This is a genomic window from Paraburkholderia sp. AV2, assembly GCF_054968425.1.
In genome coordinates, this window is record NZ_JBANLK010000020.1 from 21,603 (window position 1) to 39,013 (window position 17,411).

18 protein-coding genes are annotated in these 17,411 nt (G+C 61.7%); 8 read left to right on the forward strand and 10 right to left on the reverse strand.

All coding sequences use genetic code 11. The features are described 5' to 3' along the window. Positions 1–16 precede the first annotated feature (16 nt). From V8683_RS15690 to V8683_RS15700, 3 genes are all read right to left on the reverse strand, one after another. Positions 17–1,039 (reverse strand): zinc-binding alcohol dehydrogenase family protein, encoded by a 1,023-nt coding sequence (locus V8683_RS15690; RefSeq protein ID WP_411192694.1) that lies wholly within the window; start codon positions 1,037–1,039, stop codon positions 17–19. A gap of 196 nt (positions 1,040–1,235) precedes the next feature. Next, positions 1,236–2,135, reverse strand: a complete 900-nt coding sequence (locus V8683_RS15695) for a LysR family transcriptional regulator (RefSeq protein ID WP_411192693.1) — start codon at positions 2,133–2,135, stop codon at positions 1,236–1,238. A 123-nt stretch (positions 2,136–2,258) separates the two neighbouring features. Beyond that, positions 2,259–2,660 (reverse strand): cupin domain-containing protein, encoded by a 402-nt coding sequence (locus tag V8683_RS15700; RefSeq protein WP_411192692.1) that lies wholly within the window; start codon positions 2,658–2,660, stop codon positions 2,259–2,261. 264 nt (positions 2,661–2,924) lie between these two features. Between V8683_RS15700 and V8683_RS15705 the strand changes: the two genes are divergently transcribed. From V8683_RS15705 to V8683_RS15730, 6 genes are all read left to right on the forward strand, one after another. Next, on the forward strand, positions 2,925–3,722 hold the full coding sequence (locus tag V8683_RS15705; protein WP_411192691.1) for a sulfotransferase family protein: 798 nt from the start codon (positions 2,925–2,927) through the stop codon (positions 3,720–3,722). A gap of 231 nt (positions 3,723–3,953) precedes the next feature. Continuing rightward, entirely contained in the window at positions 3,954–4,235 is a 282-nt protein-coding gene (locus tag V8683_RS15710; RefSeq protein WP_411192690.1) for a hypothetical protein, read from the forward strand. Positions 4,236–4,286: 51 nt separating this feature from the next. Beyond that, the gene (locus V8683_RS15715) at positions 4,287–4,631 is read left to right on the forward strand and encodes a carboxymuconolactone decarboxylase family protein (RefSeq protein WP_411192689.1); all 345 of its coding nucleotides are present in this window, start codon (positions 4,287–4,289) and stop codon (positions 4,629–4,631) included. An 82-nt stretch (positions 4,632–4,713) separates the two neighbouring features. Next, positions 4,714–5,382 carry a cupin domain-containing protein gene (locus tag V8683_RS15720; protein WP_411192688.1) on the forward strand — a complete coding sequence of 223 codons (669 nt, stop codon included), beginning with the start codon at positions 4,714–4,716 and terminating at the stop codon, positions 5,380–5,382. 2 nt (positions 5,383–5,384) lie between these two features. Then, the gene (locus V8683_RS15725) at positions 5,385–6,545 is read left to right on the forward strand and encodes a flavin monoamine oxidase family protein (protein WP_411192687.1); all 1,161 of its coding nucleotides are present in this window, start codon (positions 5,385–5,387) and stop codon (positions 6,543–6,545) included. 10 nt (positions 6,546–6,555) lie between these two features. After that, positions 6,556–7,578: an alcohol dehydrogenase gene (locus V8683_RS15730; RefSeq protein WP_411192686.1), complete on the forward strand. Its 1,023-nt coding sequence runs from the start codon at positions 6,556–6,558 to the stop codon at positions 7,576–7,578. A 23-nt stretch (positions 7,579–7,601) separates the two neighbouring features. Here the strand turns inward: V8683_RS15730 and V8683_RS15735 are convergent, their stop codons facing one another. From V8683_RS15735 to V8683_RS15745, 3 genes are read right to left on the reverse strand one after another with little or no spacing between them, the layout of a single operon-like run. Further along, complete coding sequence (locus V8683_RS15735; RefSeq protein ID WP_411193500.1) at positions 7,602–8,513, reverse strand: LysR family transcriptional regulator; 912 nt, start codon at positions 8,511–8,513, stop codon at positions 7,602–7,604. Next, entirely contained in the window at positions 8,513–9,775 is a 1,263-nt protein-coding gene (locus tag V8683_RS15740; protein ID WP_411192685.1) for an MFS transporter, read from the reverse strand. Before V8683_RS15740 ends, V8683_RS15735 begins: the two co-directional genes overlap by 1 nt. Before the next feature lie 23 nt (positions 9,776–9,798). Then, on the reverse strand, positions 9,799–11,121 hold the full coding sequence (locus tag V8683_RS15745; protein WP_411192684.1) for a tetratricopeptide repeat protein: 1,323 nt from the start codon (positions 11,119–11,121) through the stop codon (positions 9,799–9,801). A 137-nt stretch (positions 11,122–11,258) separates the two neighbouring features. Between V8683_RS15745 and V8683_RS15750 the strand changes: the two genes are divergently transcribed. After that, on the forward strand, positions 11,259–12,176 hold the full coding sequence (locus V8683_RS15750; RefSeq protein WP_411192683.1) for an AraC family transcriptional regulator: 918 nt from the start codon (positions 11,259–11,261) through the stop codon (positions 12,174–12,176). Positions 12,177–12,246: 70 nt separating this feature from the next. On the opposite strand, the gene V8683_RS15755 is transcribed toward V8683_RS15750, so the two are convergent. The 3 genes from V8683_RS15755 to V8683_RS15765 form a co-directional block, all read right to left on the reverse strand. Continuing rightward, positions 12,247–13,680: an amino acid permease gene (locus tag V8683_RS15755; RefSeq protein WP_411192682.1), complete on the reverse strand. Its 1,434-nt coding sequence runs from the start codon at positions 13,678–13,680 to the stop codon at positions 12,247–12,249. A gap of 100 nt (positions 13,681–13,780) precedes the next feature. After that, positions 13,781–15,031 (reverse strand): MalY/PatB family protein, encoded by a 1,251-nt coding sequence (locus tag V8683_RS15760; RefSeq protein WP_411192681.1) that lies wholly within the window; start codon positions 15,029–15,031, stop codon positions 13,781–13,783. A 140-nt stretch (positions 15,032–15,171) separates the two neighbouring features. Next, positions 15,172–15,696: a carboxymuconolactone decarboxylase family protein gene (locus V8683_RS15765; RefSeq protein ID WP_411192680.1), complete on the reverse strand. Its 525-nt coding sequence runs from the start codon at positions 15,694–15,696 to the stop codon at positions 15,172–15,174. Between the two features lie 178 nt (positions 15,697–15,874). On the opposite strand from V8683_RS15765, the gene gcvA reads away from it, so the two are divergent. Next, a complete protein-coding gene (gcvA, locus tag V8683_RS15770) occupies positions 15,875–16,792 on the forward strand; it encodes a transcriptional regulator GcvA (RefSeq protein WP_411192679.1) in 918 nt (305 codons plus the stop codon). Positions 16,793–16,834: 42 nt separating this feature from the next. Here the strand turns inward: gcvA and V8683_RS15775 are convergent, their stop codons facing one another. Beyond that, positions 16,835–17,410 (reverse strand): disulfide bond formation protein B, encoded by a 576-nt coding sequence (locus V8683_RS15775; RefSeq protein ID WP_411192677.1) that lies wholly within the window; start codon positions 17,408–17,410, stop codon positions 16,835–16,837. Between the last annotated feature and the right edge of the window lies 1 nt (position 17,411).

Consider the following 17,411-nt stretch of genomic DNA (forward strand, 5'->3'; position numbering starts at 1 on the left):
GTAAGCGCCGCCGCGCTCAGAAGCCTTCGAGCACCAGCTTGCCGCGCGCCCGGTTGCTTTCCACGAGCTCGTGCGCCCGGCGCAGGTTTGCGGCGTTGATGGTCCCGAAGCTCTCGTTGAACGTCGTGCGCAGCACGCCTTCGTCGATCAGCGAAGCGACCCGGGCGAGCAGGCGGTGCTGTTCGATCTGATCCTTCGTCGAAAACATCGAGCGCGTGTACATGAATTCCCAGTGCAGCGCGACGCTCTTCGTCTTGAGCTTGCGGAAGTCGAAGATCTCGGGGTCGTCGATCAGCGCGAGATGCCCCTGAGGATTGATCGATGCCACGATCTCGTCGAAATGGCGGTCGGTCTGATTGAGGCTCGCGATAAAGTCCACGCCCTCGAAGCCGATGCGCCTGAGCTCCTGCGAAAGTGGCTTCGTATGGTCGATCACGTGATGCGCGCCGAGGTCGGTCACCCACTGCGTCGTCTCGGGCCGCGACGCCGTGCCGATCACCGTCAAGCCGGTCAGCTTGCGCGCGAGCTGCACGAGGATCGAGCCCACCCCACCGGCCGCACCGATCACGAGCAGCGTCTCGCCGGTGGGCGCCGTGCCCGCCGTGCTCTGGGGCACCTTCAGCCGGTCGAACAGCAGCTCCCAGGCCGTGATGCTCGTGAGCGGCAGCGCCGCCGCCTGCGCAAAGCCGAGCGTCTGCGGCATGGGGCCGACAAGGCGCTCGTCGACGGCATGCAGCTCGCTATTGGTGCCCGGCCGCAGCAGCGAGCCGGCGTACCACACGCGGTCGCCGGGCTTGAACAGCGTCACGTCGCGGCCGATGGCGCGCACCACGCCGCTCGCGTCCCAGCCGATCACCTTCGGCTGGCCGCCCTCGGGCGCCATCCTCGCGCGCACCTTGGTGTCGACCGGATTGACCGACACCGCATGCACTTCGACCAGCAGGTCGTGCGGACCGGGCGCGGGCTCCGGCAGTTCGAGATCCACGAGCGATTCCGGATCGCCGATGGGCAGATTGCGATAGTAGCCAACGGCCTTCATGGTCGATACCTCCAGCTAACAATGTTGGGAAGCCGGACGCCCTGGCCTCGTGAATCAGTCCACGCCGGCCATTCCGTCCGTCACGGCTCGATCATCGGTCAGCGCGCCCGGCCCGGAAAGCGGCGTAGCGAGGAATCAGCTTCAAACAGAAATTGAAAATCGCCGCCGAATCCAACGCCAGCGGGACTGCAGAGCTTCAGGCGGCGTAGGTGGAAAGGCGCTCGCGCAGCAGGTCGCGCAGCGCGTTGACAGTCGGCGAGAGCATGGTCCGGTGCGCGCAGACGAGATGCAGCGGCGCGCTCTCGCCCTCGAAATCGGTCAGCGTCGCTTCGAGACGCCCCGCCTTGAGGTCGGCCAGCACGTCCAGCCGCGACTTGTAGGCGACGCCCCGTCCCGCCAGCGCCCAGCGGCGCACGAGTTCGCCGTCATCGCTGCTGCGGTCGCCGCGCACGTTCACGACCGTCGCTTCACCATTCCTGGAGAAGGTCCAGCGGTCATGCAGCGTGTCGCTCAACGCATAGCACAGGCAGTTGTGCTGCGCGAGCGCGGCGGGCGACCCGGGGCGCCCGTGCCGCGCGAAATAGTCGGGCGAGGCGCAGAGCACGCGGCGGTTTTCGGGCACGAGCGGCAGCGCCACCAGCGTGGAGTCTTCGGGCACGCCATAGCGGATCGCGAGCGCGATCGGCGCACGGAACATGTCGGTCACGCTGTCGCCGGGATGCACCTGCAACGAAACGGCCGGGTGCTGCGACTGGAATTCGTCGAGCCAGACGGCGAGCACGTTCCGGCCCAGATCGGAGGGCACCGAAAGCGACACGGTGCCGCCTATCGTTTTGCGTCCGTGCGCCACGGCGTTCTGGCCTGCCTCCACCTGCTCGATCACGTTGCGCGCGTACCGGAGATAGCCTTCGCCGTCGGGCGTCAGGCGCAGGCTGCGCGTCGATCGTGCGATGAGGCGCGTGCCCAGCTCCGCTTCGAGGCGCTTGAGGCCCGCACTGGCAACCGCGGGCGTGAGGTCCAGTTGCCGCGCGGCAGCCGAAAGACTCCCGTGGTCTACCGCGCTGATGAAAATGACGAGATCTTCCAGTCGTATCATGGGCCGTTGCGTGAAAGCAGTCATGCGTCAAGCGGAACTGTACACGAAGCGGCGCGACGGCCCATGCGCCGGCCAGCGGTGCTTATTGCGCTGCTTATCGCGCTGTTTATTGCACTCCGGGTCTCATATCCAGATGTCGTTTTCGACCGTCCTGTCGTTTTCCGTTTCGCCGGTATTGACCACACCGCGCGGTTCGATCAGCAACAGCTTCACCTCCGCCTGCGCATACGGCTTGTGCTCGACGCCCTTAGGCACCACGGCCATCTCGCCCGCCCGCAGTTCGATCGCCCCGTCGCGCAGATCGATGCGCAAGGTCCCTTCGAGCACGATGAACGTCTCGTCGGTGTCGCTATGCGTGTGCCAGATGAAATCGCCGAGCAGCTTTACGACCTTGAACTGATAGTCGTTCATTTCGGCAACGACGCGCGGCTGCCAGTGCCCCTCGATCCGGCGAATCTTGTCGAGCAGGTCGATCGTCTGACCTTGGCCGCGCCGCTCGGGCGTGCGGGAAGAATCGATGTCCATGACGGCTCCGTTACGGTGGATTTCAGCCGAGCTTAGGCGAAGCGGGCGCGAAGCGTCTTGAACGATTGTGCGCGGCGGCGCCCGGCCCAACGCGCGCGAAGCCACCAGGGCTCCTGCGAAACATTCAAGCGATTTAAGCGAATCCTTCAGGCACGCCGCCTGCTCGCGCCCTTCTCGCCTTCGCCTTCCGCCGTGTCATCACGGCGTCAGTTCCGCGCCATCACAGACGCGTAGGATGAGCGCAACAGAGAACGAGAGGCGCAAATGGATTCGTTCCCCCTCTTTATCGTCGGTGCGCCCCGCTCGGGAACGACCTTTCTTTGTTCTGTCCTGAACGAGCACCCGCTTATCCATCTGACCAACGAATGCCGGATCTTCGCACTGCTGAAGGAGACGCTGGACATCGGCAGCCGCCGCCCGGATCTGCTCAGTCCCGCCCACCGGGAGTCGCTTGTCCGCTTCGGCAATAGCACGCTGGGCCCTTGGGTCGAGCGCTTTTACCGCGAGGCGCTCCAGATCGCGGCGCCTATCTGGGGGGACAAGCATCCCCCCTATGCGGACCCCACCCTGCTTTCCGGCCGCCTTGGCTCAATCGAACGCCTGCCGCGTTCGGGCTCGTGCCTTCGGTTGATACGCGAATTGTTGCCGCATGCGCGCTTCATCCATATTCATCGCGATCCCGCGCGCGTGGCCAACTCTCTCGTGCGCAAGCGCTGGATCGGGTCCGTCGACGACGGCGTTCGAGTCTGGGGGCAGTATGTGACGGAAATACTCGACTTCTTCGACGAAGTACCCGCGAACCAGCGGTTGACGATTGCCTATCGCAGTCTCGTCGAGGATCCGGATGCCACGATTGCAAGCCTCGGCGACTTTCTTGCATTGGCCGACCCGTCTGCGCTCAGGAATTTTCTGCACGCGCAGCGCCGCACGCCCACACCGTTCAGCGACCCCGTTACCGACCTCGCCGATCTCTACATCGTCCCGAACACCCCGCCGACCGACGCCAAGCTTCTGGCGCTCGCGCAAAACGCGGCAACGCGGCTCGGTTATGGAGCCGCGTAGTTAGACTAGTCGGGCCAAAAGTCCGTTGCAGCCAGAAAATGCGCAGCGAGAAAGTTTTTCTTTCGGACGCTGACACATTATCTCCTTTGCCGGAACGACGGGACACGTGAAGAATGTCGTGGAAGCAAGGCTTGCGTTCCTCAAACCCGTCGGCATCGACGCTTTACGGCCGCTTCGCAGCGCGGCAGGCGAGCGCGAGCCATCTCTACCTCTAGAACAAGGAGATGTTCCATGGCCTGGTTGCAGATCACTCTCAAAATTCCCGAAGCCAATCGCGCGGCGGCTGCCAAAGTCTATCGGGAGTACAAAGCGCCGTTCCTCAACACCATCGTCGGCGCGAAGTCGAAAGACCTGCTGATACGCGAAGAAGACGTACAGGTATTGCATGGCTTCGACAGCGTTAAGAATGCCAGAGCCTATTTGACGAGCGAGTTGTTCGCCAATGACGTCGTCGGCGAGCTTCGCCCCCTTCTGGCCGCCGAGCCTGAAGTGCGCATCTATCAAGTCGCTTGATTCGCATCGCTCAATAAACGCGGTGTCACGCCCCTCACCGGAGAAACGTCCATGATGAAAGACTGGAATGCCTATCGCAGCGCGCTGCTGGAACGTGTCGGCGACTATGGAAAGCAGGCTCCCGAAATCATGCGCGGCCTCGGCGTCATCGACGCTGCCGCGGAGAAGACCGGCAAGCTCGAGCCCAAGATTCACGAGCTGATTGCGCTTGCCGTAGCGGTCACGACACGCTGTGACGGATGCATTTCCGTGCATACGAAGAAAGCCGTCGAGCATGGCGCCACACTCGAAGAAATCACGGAAGCGCTAGGCGTCGCCATCGCGCTGAACGCTGGTCCCGCACTGGTCTATTCGGCGCGCGTGATCGAAGCGCACGCTCAATTGTCCAAAGCGTAATTTCATCCCGCTACCGGCCAGAGAGGCTTTGCCTGGCTATCTGGCCGGATCTTGACAGGCACCCGTACCTCAAGTCCCCCCCATGCTGGTCAATGCCGATTTCTCGCGCCGTGTCACCATGACGCCCGCCGACTACCGCTGGATTGCGTCGCCTCAAGGCGGCGTCGAGCGCATGATGCTGGACCGTCTGGGCGGCGAGAGGGCTCGGGCAACCAGCATCGTGCGCTACGCGCCTGCGTCCCGCTTTTCTTTACATGAGCATCCGGGCGGAGAAGAGATTTTCGTCCTTTCAGGCGTCTTTTCCGAAGGCCGCGATCACTACCCTTCCGGTTGGTATTTGCGCAATCCGCCCGGCTCATCGCATCAGCCGTATAGCCTCGACGGCGCGATCATCTTCGTGAAATTGTGGCAAATGCCACCCACGGACAGTGAACGGGTACGCGTCGATACCAACGCTCGCGCAGCATGGCAACGCCGTGGCCGCGCGGCAGTTTGTCCGCTGTTTTCGGGCGACACGGAGCAGGTTTCCCTTCATCGGCTCCCTCCTCGCGAACCCTTGTTCGATGGAGAGGTGGGCACGGCGGAACTGCTGGTACTTGCGGGAGCGGTTAAGGCAGGACGTCTCTCCTGCAAGCGCGGCACCTGGATACGTCTGCCTGCGGGCGAATATCCGGAATTTTCCGCAGGGGAGTCGGGTGCGCTGTTCTACATCAAGACTGGCCATCTCACCGAAGCCGGATTAAAGGGGTAACCATGCAGACTGCACGTGTTGCCGTCGTCGGTGGCGGCTTAAGCGGCCTCTACGCGGCATTTCTGCTGCAGCAGCGGGGCATTCACGATTACCTCGTTTTCGAGGCACGTAAAACGCCCGGAGGACGAATCCTGTCTGTTCCCGCTACGGCGCACGGAGACGCCGGGAGCAAGAGCGACGCAAAACGGGATCGCCTTGACCTCGGTCCGACGTGGTTCTGGCCAGACCTCCAACCGCAACTGGGCGGTTTGATCCACGACCTCGGCATCACGAGCTTCGAGCAGCGCCAGACCGGCGACATGATGGTAGAGCGCTCGCATGGCGAGCCTCCCATGCGAATGCGAGGCTACACGACTGCGCCAGTCTCGATGCGTCTGGCTGGCGGGATCGCGACGTTGACCGACACGCTAGCCGCAGCGCTCGACGCAAAATCGGTCTTCACGGGCGAAGCGGTGCGCAGCCTTCGCTTCACAGGTCGCGATGTGGAATTAAGCAGCGAAGACCTGGCAGGAAATTTCCGAACCGCCTGCGTCGACCATGTCTTGCTGGCGCTACCTCCGCGCCTCGTCGAGTCCAACATCAGCTTCGAACCCGCCCTGCCGCAAGCGTTGGTACAGCAATGGCGCAGTATCGACACATGGATGGCGCCCCATGCCAAGTATGTTGCAACGTACCCGTCCGCGTTCTGGCGTCAATCGGGCCTCTCCGGCGAGGCTCGCAGCGCTTGCGGCCCGCTCGGAGAGATACACGATGCCTCCACGGAGGGCGGCAACGCGGCCCTCTTTGGATTCTTCGGCATACCTGCCGGCGTTCGCCGGAACGTGAAGGAAGCGGTTCTGCGCATGCATTGTCGAACGCAGTTAGCGCGACTGTTTGGCCCACGCGCCGCAACACCTGAAGCGGAATTCATCAAGGACTGGGCTTGCGATCCCCATACGGCCACCATTCGCGACATCGAAGGCGCTTCGCAACGCATTGCCCTGCCCGCGGCAAACGCACCACTCGGCTCGTGGAGCGAACGCCTGACCGGTATCGCAAGCGAATGGTCACCGCAGTTTCCCGGATACCTCGCCGGGGCTATCGATGCGGCCCATCGCGGCGTTCAAGCACTAAGCTCGCACAATCATTCGGCGTCGAGACAGGGAAAACGACAGTCTATTTGAAGGAGCAGTCATGAAATCAGTTTATCGAGCAGTGCAAATTACCCGGCCAGGCGTCCTGGAGCTGGTCGAAAGGGAAACGCCGACGCCGGGCGATGGCCAGGTGCTGATCGAGGTCGAAGCGTGCGGAATCTGCGGTGCGGATGCACGCGATATCGAGAACGCGGGCCCGGCTTCGCCGCATGCGCGAATACCGGGGCATGAAGTTGTCGGCCGCATCGTCGCCAGAGGAGCAAACACACCGTCGATCTGGAAAATTGGCCAGCGTGTCGGAGTGGGCCGGCTTGGCGGCCACTGCAATGAGTGCCCTCAATGCCGGCAGGGCAACTTCCAGCTCTGTCTGAACCAGCCCGTCCTGGGGGCGTCTTGCGATGGCGGCTATGCAGAAATGATGCTGGCGCGCAGCACCGGGCTCGTGTCAATTCCGGAGGAACTGGGTTCGGAAGAGGCCGCGCCCATCCTGTGTGCCGGCGTCGCCACGTTCAACGCCCTCAAGAAATGCGGCGCCGAAGCGGGCGACACGGTGGCTATTCTGGGAATCGGCGGCCTGGGACACATGGCATTGCAGTACGCTCGCCGCATGGGCTTCAGGGTCGTCGCAATCGGTCGCGGCAGTGAAACGCCCGACGACGCCAAGGCATTGGGAGCGCACCTCTACATCGACAACAGCAAGGAAGATGCGGCAGCAGCGCTCATCGGCATGGGCGGCGCACACGCTATCGTAACCACCATCGGTCACGCGGATACGGTATCGCAAGTGCTCGGCGGACTGGCTCCCCGAGGCCGTTTGATTCTGCTAGGCGCGGGTCGGGATCCGTTGACTGTTTCACCCGGCTACTTCGTCGGTGGCGAGCGCAGCATCCAGGGTTCTATCACCGGCACACCCTGCGAAAAGGAGAAAACGCTCGACTTCAGCGTTCTGGCCGGCGTTCGCCCGATGATTGAAGTCATGCCGCTAGAGAGGGCCAACGAGGCTTATCAACGGATGCGCTCCGGTGACGTCAAATTCCGCATGGTGCTCACGATGGCGCGTTGACGCAATATGTCCTGGCGACCGGGCTAGCTGTGAAGGTTTCTTCCGACCGCTACGCCCATTTCGAGCGCCAGGGCCAGGAAGCCTGCAATGTAAGCGACGCCTTCTTCTCCCCGGCGAACGCCAAGATTGATGCTCTTGTTGATGCCGTGCTCGCCGAGTCGCACGGTGCGAATGGAAAGCCCCTCTCCTTCCTCGACCACCAGCCATTCGGGAAGCACGGCTACGCCGCGCCCGGCCGCAACCAGTTGCAGCATCAGGTCGGTCTGCTCGGCGGTTCGGTGAAATTTCGGCTTGCAATGGGCGGGCACGAGAAATCGCGTGTAGACGTCGAGCCGCTCCTTGCTTACCGGAACCGTGATGAGCTCCTCATCGAGCAGGTCTTTCGGCGAGACAAACTCATGCGTAGCCAGCCGGTGCGCATCCGGGACCACCAGAACCAGCTCGTAGTCGATTACCGGAGTGAAGACAACGTCCGGAACGTCGATGGGGTCGGGCGTAATCAGCAGGTCGATTTCAAATCCCAGGAGGGCGGCAACACCGTCGAAGCGAAAGGCCGTCCTCACGTCGAAGTCCACGTCCGGCCAGGCAGCCAGATAATGCGGAGTCAGTCGCGTCAGCCACTTTTGGCAGGGATGGCATTCCATCCCCACGCGCAGCGCGCCTCTGCGACCCTCCGCGAAATCAACGAGCGTCCGCTCCGCGTGCTCCATCTGGGGAAGCACGCGTTCCGCGAGTGCGAGCAAGTATTCGCCTGCCTGCGTAAAGCGCAGGCCGCGCCCGTTCTTCGTCCATAGCTTGACGCCGTGCCGCTCCTCGAATTTGCGCACCATGTGCGAGAGCGCTGACTGCGTGACGTTCAACCGCTCCGCAGCGGCAGTGACACTGCCGAGGCGCTCGACTTCCATCACGATCGAGAGGTACTGGAGGTCTAGCATCATCTGTCTCCGTTTACCGGACCCGGGCTTCGTGATGTCATCGCGAATGCGGCAAGACCGAGTACCGGGCCTGGCACGAGGAGCCAGGTCGCATCGAGCCCGATGTGCTCGAACAAGGTGGTCGTAGCGGCAATCGATACCACGGTCAGTGCAAAGCCGATTGAGTTTTGAATCGCGAGCGCGCTTCCCACGAGAGCGGGCGGGCAAGCCTTCGCCGCGAGCGCGGAGAATTGGGGCGAATCGGCAACAACCGAAGCACCCCAAACCATTAGCAAGGCCACGACGCCCCCCGGCGTGAGGTAATGCCAACCGAGCGAAAAAACAAGCGCGCAGAGCCCCGAAATCGCCAACGCGCCGGTGGCCACTCTGGCGCTCCCGATGTATCGCGACAGCGTTCCGCCAATCAGGGAGCCCACGGCGCCTACGCCGATGACGATGAACGACCAACCCGAAACACGGGTGCCGGGAAAATGCGTCGTCAGCGAAGTGCGAGCGACCAGCAGGGGCACCGCCGTCCAGAACGTGTAGAGCTCCCACATGTGGCCGAAGTACCCAAGCGTCGCGGCACGAAACCCGCGAATCCGGAATGCGACCAGCACGGAGGGTTGCCGGGCCGCCGATTGATTCGGGTCTGTCGTCCCGCGGGACCTCACAGCGGCATGCGGTCCGTCTCCCAGCGCGGCGATGATGAGAGCGCCACCCATCGCCAGTATCGACGAGGCGGAAATGATGAGCTGCCAGGGAAAGCCTGCCCCCAACACGCGCATCGCATGAGGCAGGGCTGTGCCCAGCGTGAGCATCGCCACCAGTTGAGCAAGGGCCTGCCCCGTGCGCTCCGGCGCCCAGCCAACTATCAGCTTCATCCCCATTGGATAGATACCGGCAAGGCAAACGCCTACGCCGAACCGAAAGACGGCTCCGCTGACAAGGCCGGTCGAAAGCCATGCAAAACAGAAATTGAAAACCGCCCCGGCTATTGCACTGCAGACGAAAATCCGGCTCGCGCGAAAGCGGTCGGCTGCGCCACTCAACGAAATGAAGAGGGTGCCAAGGATGAATCCCAATTGCACCGCATTCGTCAACCACCCGATGTCGGCCGCGCTCGCGTGCCAGATTCGCATCAGGTCGGTGGCGGTGCTATTGGCACTGAACCACAACGCGGTACCGAAGAGCTGCGCGATTGAAATTGCGGCCACCGGGCGTGCCCCATCGACGAGCAGCTTTCGTAGCCCGGTAGCCCTGATTGATACGTTTGAACTCATTTCATCATCTGACGAAAGACGGCCTACGCAGCGGTCAGTTGGCTGAGCCAACGCGAGTCTCGCGGGGACGGGCGACGATGCAACCGCTTGTCGAGCAGCGCGCGCGCCCTGGCAATCTCCCCGCTTCGCATGAGCGAGACGAGAAGCGTGTCTTCAACAATCTCGCGTTGCGCGCCGCTTCCGCCAATGCGGACGACATCGTGAGCGACGGGTCCGAGAATTTCCGCACAACGCGCGTAGTTTTCTTCGGCGAATGCAAGGGCCGCCCGGCAAATCGCCGGGACAACGGGCCCGGCAGGAAGGCTTCCTGCCTCGACGAGTCCGAGGAGCGAGTCGACGCGCTGCTCGAGCCCTTCCTTATCCCCTGTGGCTGCGGCAACCAGGGCCATGTGGAAGTCCGCAAAGGCGAATCCGGCCTGTTTGAAATAGCCGGAGGCGTACTTCGCGGCGTCATCCCACATCCCCGCAGGGACGGTGTGGCCATACGCCTGCATACGCCAGAGGAACGACGAGGTGTCGCTCACGACATTGATGGGAACCCCCGTTGAGGCGGACGGTGCAACGTGCTCGCTGTATACCGCGAGTGCCCGCCCGGTGTCCCCGCGCTCCAGCGCGATGAGCGCAGCGTGCCATGCGATGTGGCCATGGAGCACGCCGCTTTTTTCGTACTCCGGCAGCCAGCCAGCAATCATTCGTTCAGCTTCGTCGTTGGCGCCGGCTTCATACAAGACGTGCGCAGCTGCATGGGCTGCGTTCACATTGTGGCGGCGCAATTCAAGTGCGCGTTGCGTCAGGGCGCGGCCCAGTTGAACGTTACCGTTCTCGCCGTGCGCCCAGCCCCGATAGGTCAGAAACCACCAGTCGTCGGCATCGAAGTGTCGTGCGTGACGCTCGCAGAGGTCCACGCGCGCCTGGTCGTGATTGGCCATTCCGGAGAACGCGAAAAGGCCGAATGCGCCAAGCGGCAACGACAGGACGACGATGTCGCGCGGCCACCGGTCCGTATGCGCCAGCGCTCCCGCAAGGGCTTTCGGCGCCTGCCCGTTGATCGCGAAAGCAAGGACTTCTACGTGACTGCGTTCACGCTCCGTGCCGTTGCGAAGCACGAGTTCCATCGCCTTTGCAATCTTCGCGCGCGCGTTCGTGACTTCCGCGCGGATGGCATGCAAACGTGCCCGTGCAGCATAGGCGAGCGCAAAATCCGGGTCTGCCGCGATCGATTCATCGAGCGTCTCCCCGGCGCCGGGCCACAGCGACAGAAGCAGGTCAACGCCAGCCTGATAGCGCTCGGCCGCAAGGTCGGAAGTCGTCGAGAGTGGCAGGCTGTAGCGGTCGAGGCGGGACATAAAGCGGGTAACTCCAGTGGCAGTCGGTGGCAATCGCGGGCGTTCGAGCATCGGCAGTCCGTTATAGCCGACGGCGCGATGCTTTAGTACAGGGAGTCGTTATTAGACCCGTTTTTCTCGTGTCGGTATTTCGACGAATGGTCAAGATGTATAGAATATCGGTCTACTGGATGACCGACATGAATTGGGAAACCATCGAAGCCCCCGCTGGCGTATCGCCCCCGGCTCCCCTGAAGGTACGCGCGCAGTTCATCCCCGCCCGCCACTTTTTCCCCGAGCATTCGCATCACTGGCATCAGATGGTCTACGCGATATCTGGTGCGCTAACCGTCATATCCGAAGCCGGGTCTCTCGTCATTTCGCCGGAACAGGCCGTGTGGCTGCCGACAGGCCTGCGCCATCGCGTCGGTTCGCTTCTGGGCGCCGAGTTTCGCAGCTTGTGGATCGCCGATGACACCGGCGACTCCTTGCCGGGAACGGGCCCAAGCGTCTTTGCTGTTTCGCCGCTGCTCAAGGCGCTCATTGTCGAAGCGACCGAGATAGAGGGGCAGGACGACCCTGACGGATACGCTGGCCGCATCACGCATTTGATTCTCGACCAGCTCCGGCGCGCGCGCCCGCTGCCTACCGCGCTACCCTGGCCGCGCGATGGATCCCTGGCAGTGCTGTGCGAAGCAGTTTACGCGGACCCGGCGGACACGCGCGGCCCGGAGGAATGGGGGCGAATATTGGGCATGTCGGCGCGCACCCTTGCCCGGCGCTTTGTCGCCGAAACCGGGATGAGCCTGCGTTCGTGGCGACGCCGAATGCGCCTCTTCAGAGCGATTGAACTGCTGGGCGGAGGGATGGGCGTCACGCGAACGGCGATGGAGCTCGGATATGGCTCGACCTCGGCGTTTGTCTACGCGTTTCGCCTTGAGATGGGTAGCAGTCCGCAAGTCTATATGCGGGGCCGCAGCGATGATCTGGCCGGCCGGGTGACGCCACAAGCGGCGCCGCCTTCGACGAAGACAGGGGACAACCCGGCCACGGTCACCAGAAGGAAAGGACCGTAAAATCCGGGGCAAGAACGGCTCGCCACGATCATGCATGGCAAGCCGCCGGAGAAAGCCGGTTAAATCGTCATCACGCGAGCATGTCCTTTGCGTCGCCGGTTTCTACGCTAACGCTGGTGCGCGACGATTCGTTTCTGATATAAAACTTGTAGCCGACGAAAACCACGAAGACCCAGACGGCGGAAACGACCAGTGAGATTCGCATGTCCGGCAGAATAGCGATTCCAACCAGTACCGCCGCCAGAAAAATCAGTGCGATGTAATTGCTGTACGGATAGAACGGCATCCTGTACGTAATCTGGCCTTCATCGCCCCGCTGCCGCCTGGCTTTCCGGAACCCGAGGTGGCTAATCACGATCGAGCCCCACGCACAGACCAGCGCGAATACGGTCACGGAAGAAAACAGTTCGAAGGCCTGCCCGGGCATGAAGTAATTCAGCAGCACGCCCGCGAACATCGTCGCGAAGACCATCAGGATCGCCCGGTGCGGAACCTTACGGCTATTCGTGACACCCAGGAACGCCGGCGCATTCTTTTGAAGCGACAGGTTGTAGAACGTCCGGCTATTGGTGAAGACGCTCGCGTTCACCGCAGACAGCACCGCCATGATGACGACCAGATTCATAATGCCCGCCGCCGCCGGAATACCGATTTTCGTGAACACCTCCACGAATGGGCTGCCCCTGGTCGTCAAGGAAGTCCACGGAAAGACCATCAGCAGGACGGCGATGGCGCCGACGTAGAAAATCAGCAGGCGCCAGAACGTCGCGTTGATGGCCTTGGGCATCGTGGTCTTGACGTCCTTCGCTTCTCCAGCCGCGAGCCCCAGATTTTCAACCCCACCGAATGCGAAGGCAACCATCACAATAGCGAGGAACGTTCCGCCGGCCCCCTTGGGAAAGAACCCGCCGTGGTCGACGAGGTTGCGATAGCCGATAGGCACGCCATTGTTCCCGATGCCGAAGACAATCATTCCCACACCGAAAGCGATCATTGCCACGATGGCTATGACCTTGACCAGCGCGAACCAGAACTCCGCCTCGCCGTATACCTTTACGCCAATGATATTGACCAGAAACATCAGCGACACGGCCGCACCGGCTGTCACCCAGATTGGAATGGCCGGAAACCAGAAATGCATGTAGTTTCCGAGTGCGTTCAAATCGGCGGCACTCGTGGCGAGCAAGAAAATAAACGCGTTCCAGCCGTTCAGAAATCCGGCGAATCGATGGATATAGCGGTTCGAATAGGAGACGTACGAGCCGGATACCGGCTCCTCCACAGCCATCTCCCCCAGCGCGCGCATCACGAAATAGATTGCGATGGCAGCCAATACGTACACCAGCAGGATGGCCGGCCCGGCCGTCTTGATTGCCCACGACGACCCATAAAACAATCCGGTTCCGATTGCGCCGCCGATGGCGATCATCTGGATATGCCTGTTTTTCAGGTCTCTTTTTAGATCTTCCTGTTCGTACGTCTGAATGTCATTACTGTGGCTCATGTCGCCTCCTGATAAATATCCGGTTGTTCTTGTATTTAATTCTGCAATCCTGATCACTTACGAGTGATGTCGTAAGCGAGATGGGATGCGCCGTCGATTGTCAGAGTCCCGCGAGTGCGGTGGTCAGACGGCGGATTGCTTCGTCGATGATGGAACGCGGGCACCCGAGGTTCGCACGCATGTAGCCATGCCCTTCGATGCCGAATTTCTGTCCCTTGTCGAGCCAGAGTCTCGCGTTGGTCAACATGAATTTATTCAGGACATCGGCATCCATGCCGAGACCGCGGCAATCCATCCACGAGAGGTATAGCGAGTCGGCAGGCAAGACCTCGATCTTCGAGGTAATGCTGTGTACCGCGCTGCGAAAGTGCGCATGGTTCTCGCGAAGGTAGCCGAGCAACTCGTCGAGCCATGGCTCGCCGTGGGAATAGGCTGCCTCTGCCGCGACCATGCCCAGGACATTCACCGCCGGATACATGTTCCGGTCGAACTGGCGATGAAGCGCTTCCCGCAAACGGCGGTTCGGCACGAAGATGTTTGCGCTTTGCAGGCCAGGAAGATTGAATGTCTTGCTCGGTGCAGTGCAGGTGATGCTGTTTTCGGCAAACCTTTCATCCAGCGATGCGAACGGCACGTGCTTCTTGAGCGGGTTGATGACGAGATCCTGGTGAATCTCGTCCGAAATCACGAGAACGCCACGGCGCAGGCAGATTTCGCCCATCGCACGCAGTTCGCCTTCGGACCAGACATTGCCCGTTGGATTGTGAGGGTTGCTAAGGATGAACAGCCTGGTGTTATCCTGGATGGCCGCCTCGAATACCTTCTCGTTGAAGCGGTATGCCGTCCCCACGCGTTCAAGGGGTGCGTACGCAAGACGGCGGCCATTCAGCAGGACGTCGTCGTGGAAATGGGCGTAGACGGGAGGCTGAATCAGAACCGAATCGCCCGGCGCCGAAAAGGCCTGGATGGCGTTTTTGAGCGCGGTAATGATGCCGCTCGACTGGAGAACCCAGTCGCTGGACACGTCCCAACCAAAGCGCCTGGCCTGCCAGGCCGTCACCGCTTCGACATAGCTCTCGGTGGCGCCGCGCGAGTACCCGAAGACGCCATACCCGACTGCCTCATGGAGCGCATCGATTACCGGCTGGGGCGCGCGGAAGTCCATGTCCGCGACCCACATCGGCAAGGGGTCGGCAGCCTGTTCGTCTGCGGAAAGAAGCCTTTCTCCGAATGCCCACTTCAGGGAATTGGAGTGCTTTCGGTCGATGACCTCGTCAAACACCGATCTCTGGTTTCCGGGTGAGGCTCCGCGGCCCTGCATTTCTGGATGAATCTTCACAGTCACTTCCATTCGCGATAGAACGGTACGCCCGCGGCGTAGCTTCGTATTGCGATTAGAGTAGCAGCCCGAAATTTTGAGCAACAATGGTATGTTCTCATGGTGCAGTGAGCGTAGCTCATGGATGCCCCGGAGCCCCATCCGGCAAGACTTCAGACAGCCAGCGCCACCAGAAAGCGCGAAACCATGTTGTACGCGGCGACCGTCGCGACGGCTTCCACCGTCTTCGACTCGCCAAAAAGGCGCTTCAATTCCTCGATGACGGCGACCTCCACCGCAACGTTCCGGGTGGACTGGTCGGTCAGCTTTATCAGCGCGATTTCATGGACGTTGAACGCCGCGTGCTCGACGTGTGCCGCTTTGAGAGCCTCGGTCTTCTCGCGGGTTCCGCCTGCCGCCAGATAGGCCGGGTAGTGCACATTCCATTCGAAGTCGGCACCGTTGAGCACCGCTACGCGCAGCATAACGAGCTCGAGATATTCCAGCTCCAGACTGAAATCGGCGCGAACCCTGCGCAGCAACTCATTCCACCCGGTCGCGAGCGGAACGCTTTTCAGCAGAACGCGGTCGATCCCGATGAGCTCGCCATTGGGCCGACGCGCACGCATGCCGGCAAGTAGCTCTTCGGGGGCGGCATCGCCCTCCCTCCATGGGGTGACGCGTACATTGCTGCTCATAAAACTCTCCTGCAAAAAACCATAGTCACTTCGGCTCGCACGGCGAACCGCCTCCAGACGCCCCTCGCTCAAACATCCGCGATCACAAAATCACAAGAAGGCACCCGTCATCATTTTTCGGAACTCACTCGCGGCTCACAACTGCTATATTCTTTGCTGGATGCAAAGAAAATCTTTCATGAGAGCGCCCATCTTTCTTAACGCACTGCGTGCGTTCGAAGCCAGTGCCCGGCATCAGAGCTTCTCTTCGGCTGCGTCCGAACTCAATGTCACGCCTGCGGCGGTAGGACAGCTTGTCCGCTCCCTGGAGGAGTGGCTGGGTGCGCCCCTGTTTCATCGAGAGACCAGCGGTCGAGCCCGGCTTGTGCCCACGGAAACCGCCGAACGGGCGCTACCCGATATCCGTGCCGGGTTCGACCGGCTGGCTATCGGGCTGAGCCGCCTGCGCGAGAGTTCGAAGAATGGCGTGCTGACCGTGGCCGTCAGCCCCTCCTTCGCCGCAAAGTGGCTGCTACCTCGAATCGAGCACTTTCATGCCGTCTGCCCGGAGACCGATGTTCGTCTGGATACGAACCTCAAGCTCGTGGACTTTGCCGCGCAGGGCATCGACATCGGTGTGCGATACGGCCGCGGCGCCTGGCCGGGTCTCGTCGCCGAAAAGCTGATGGACGAGAAAATCTTTCCCGTCTGTTCGCCGGCCTGGCTCGCGAAGAATGGAAAACTCAAACGCCCCGATGACCTGGCGGGCAAGGCGCTCATCCATGACCTCTCGGTCGACGCGCATATTGGATTTGCGTCCTGGGGCGACTGGCTTCAACGGGCCGGCGCCGCGAAGGTCGATGCGACGCGAGGCATGCAGATCAACAATTCGGCGGCGGTGCTGCAAGCAGCGATTGACGGGCACGGCGTGGCGCTGGCGCGAAGCGTCATGACGAGCGACGACCTCGCCGCCGGCCGGCTCATCCAGCTCTTCCCGACGTTGGAGCAGGCTTCGGAGTTGGCGTACTTCATTGTCTATCGCGCAGAGTGCGCATCGCTGCCGAAGCTCGTCACATTCCGCGACTGGCTGATTCAGGAGGCTGGTTCGCCTTCCTGAAGAAAATGGCCCAGGTCGAGATTCGCTTGCGTCGAGGCCTCATCACGACTTCATCACATCTCCGTCGTAAAGCATCTGATAGTGCTTCTGGCCACCTGCCCTGAAAGTGTGAAAGCCGTTCTGCAGGAACGCCGAGACGAGGTTGGCGCCAACGAGGAAGAGGAACGCAGCCGTGACGATCGACCGAAACGTCGCATATCGCCCACTGGCCCGCTCCGGAACAGAGCCCGGGTTTCCACAAGCGAAGGCTAGCATCACCGTGCAGAACATGATGGCCGCCGTAAACAGGATGTACGTCCACGTATACATGTGCAGCCCGAAAACGGCTGAACCGGTTGGCGTGGTCCACGCCGGCGCTTTGGCGAACATGAAGAGCAGACTGATGAGACTGCCAATCAGGGCGCCAAATGCGCTGAGCACATAGTTCCAGACGTTCGTGCCAAAGCGCAGGTTCAGCAGCAGGCCGCTGCCGAGCAACATGAAGCCCACGCGTATGAGATTGCAGAATGCGCAGGGAAGCTCGCCCTTGACGAGCTGGTAGTAGAACGCCTCGAGCAGGACAAGGCAGATGCCCAGCAGTGCTGCGATGTCGATAGCGTTCAGGTGTCGCGAGTTCACT

Excerpts from the sequence above, each read along its gene's own strand:
- V8683_RS15690 (WP_411192694.1), bottom strand. The coding sequence starts at position 1,039 with ATGAAGGCCGTTGGCTACTATCGCAATCTGCCCATCGGCGATCCGGAA.
- V8683_RS15695 (WP_411192693.1), bottom strand. The coding sequence starts at position 2,135 with ATGATACGACTGGAAGATCTCGTCATTTTCATCAGCGCGGTAGACCAC.
- V8683_RS15720 (WP_411192688.1), top strand. The coding sequence starts at position 4,714 with ATGCTGGTCAATGCCGATTTCTCGCGCCGTGTCACCATGACGCCCGCC.
- V8683_RS15710 (WP_411192690.1), top strand. The coding sequence starts at position 3,954 with ATGGCCTGGTTGCAGATCACTCTCAAAATTCCCGAAGCCAATCGCGCG.
- V8683_RS15700 (WP_411192692.1), bottom strand. The coding sequence starts at position 2,660 with ATGGACATCGATTCTTCCCGCACGCCCGAGCGGCGCGGCCAAGGTCAG.
- V8683_RS15745 (WP_411192684.1), bottom strand. The coding sequence starts at position 11,121 with ATGTCCCGCCTCGACCGCTACAGCCTGCCACTCTCGACGACTTCCGAC.
- gcvA (WP_411192679.1), top strand. The coding sequence starts at position 15,875 with ATGAGAGCGCCCATCTTTCTTAACGCACTGCGTGCGTTCGAAGCCAGT.
- V8683_RS15760 (WP_411192681.1), bottom strand. The coding sequence starts at position 15,031 with ATGGAAGTGACTGTGAAGATTCATCCAGAAATGCAGGGCCGCGGAGCC.
- V8683_RS15755 (WP_411192682.1), bottom strand. The coding sequence starts at position 13,680 with ATGAGCCACAGTAATGACATTCAGACGTACGAACAGGAAGATCTAAAA.
- V8683_RS15765 (WP_411192680.1), bottom strand. The coding sequence starts at position 15,696 with ATGAGCAGCAATGTACGCGTCACCCCATGGAGGGAGGGCGATGCCGCC.
- V8683_RS15735 (WP_411193500.1), bottom strand. The coding sequence starts at position 8,513 with ATGCTAGACCTCCAGTACCTCTCGATCGTGATGGAAGTCGAGCGCCTC.
- V8683_RS15705 (WP_411192691.1), top strand. The coding sequence starts at position 2,925 with ATGGATTCGTTCCCCCTCTTTATCGTCGGTGCGCCCCGCTCGGGAACG.
- V8683_RS15715 (WP_411192689.1), top strand. The coding sequence starts at position 4,287 with ATGATGAAAGACTGGAATGCCTATCGCAGCGCGCTGCTGGAACGTGTC.
- V8683_RS15725 (WP_411192687.1), top strand. The coding sequence starts at position 5,385 with ATGCAGACTGCACGTGTTGCCGTCGTCGGTGGCGGCTTAAGCGGCCTC.
- V8683_RS15750 (WP_411192683.1), top strand. The coding sequence starts at position 11,259 with ATGGTCAAGATGTATAGAATATCGGTCTACTGGATGACCGACATGAAT.
- V8683_RS15730 (WP_411192686.1), top strand. The coding sequence starts at position 6,556 with ATGAAATCAGTTTATCGAGCAGTGCAAATTACCCGGCCAGGCGTCCTG.
- V8683_RS15740 (WP_411192685.1), bottom strand. The coding sequence starts at position 9,775 with ATGAGTTCAAACGTATCAATCAGGGCTACCGGGCTACGAAAGCTGCTC.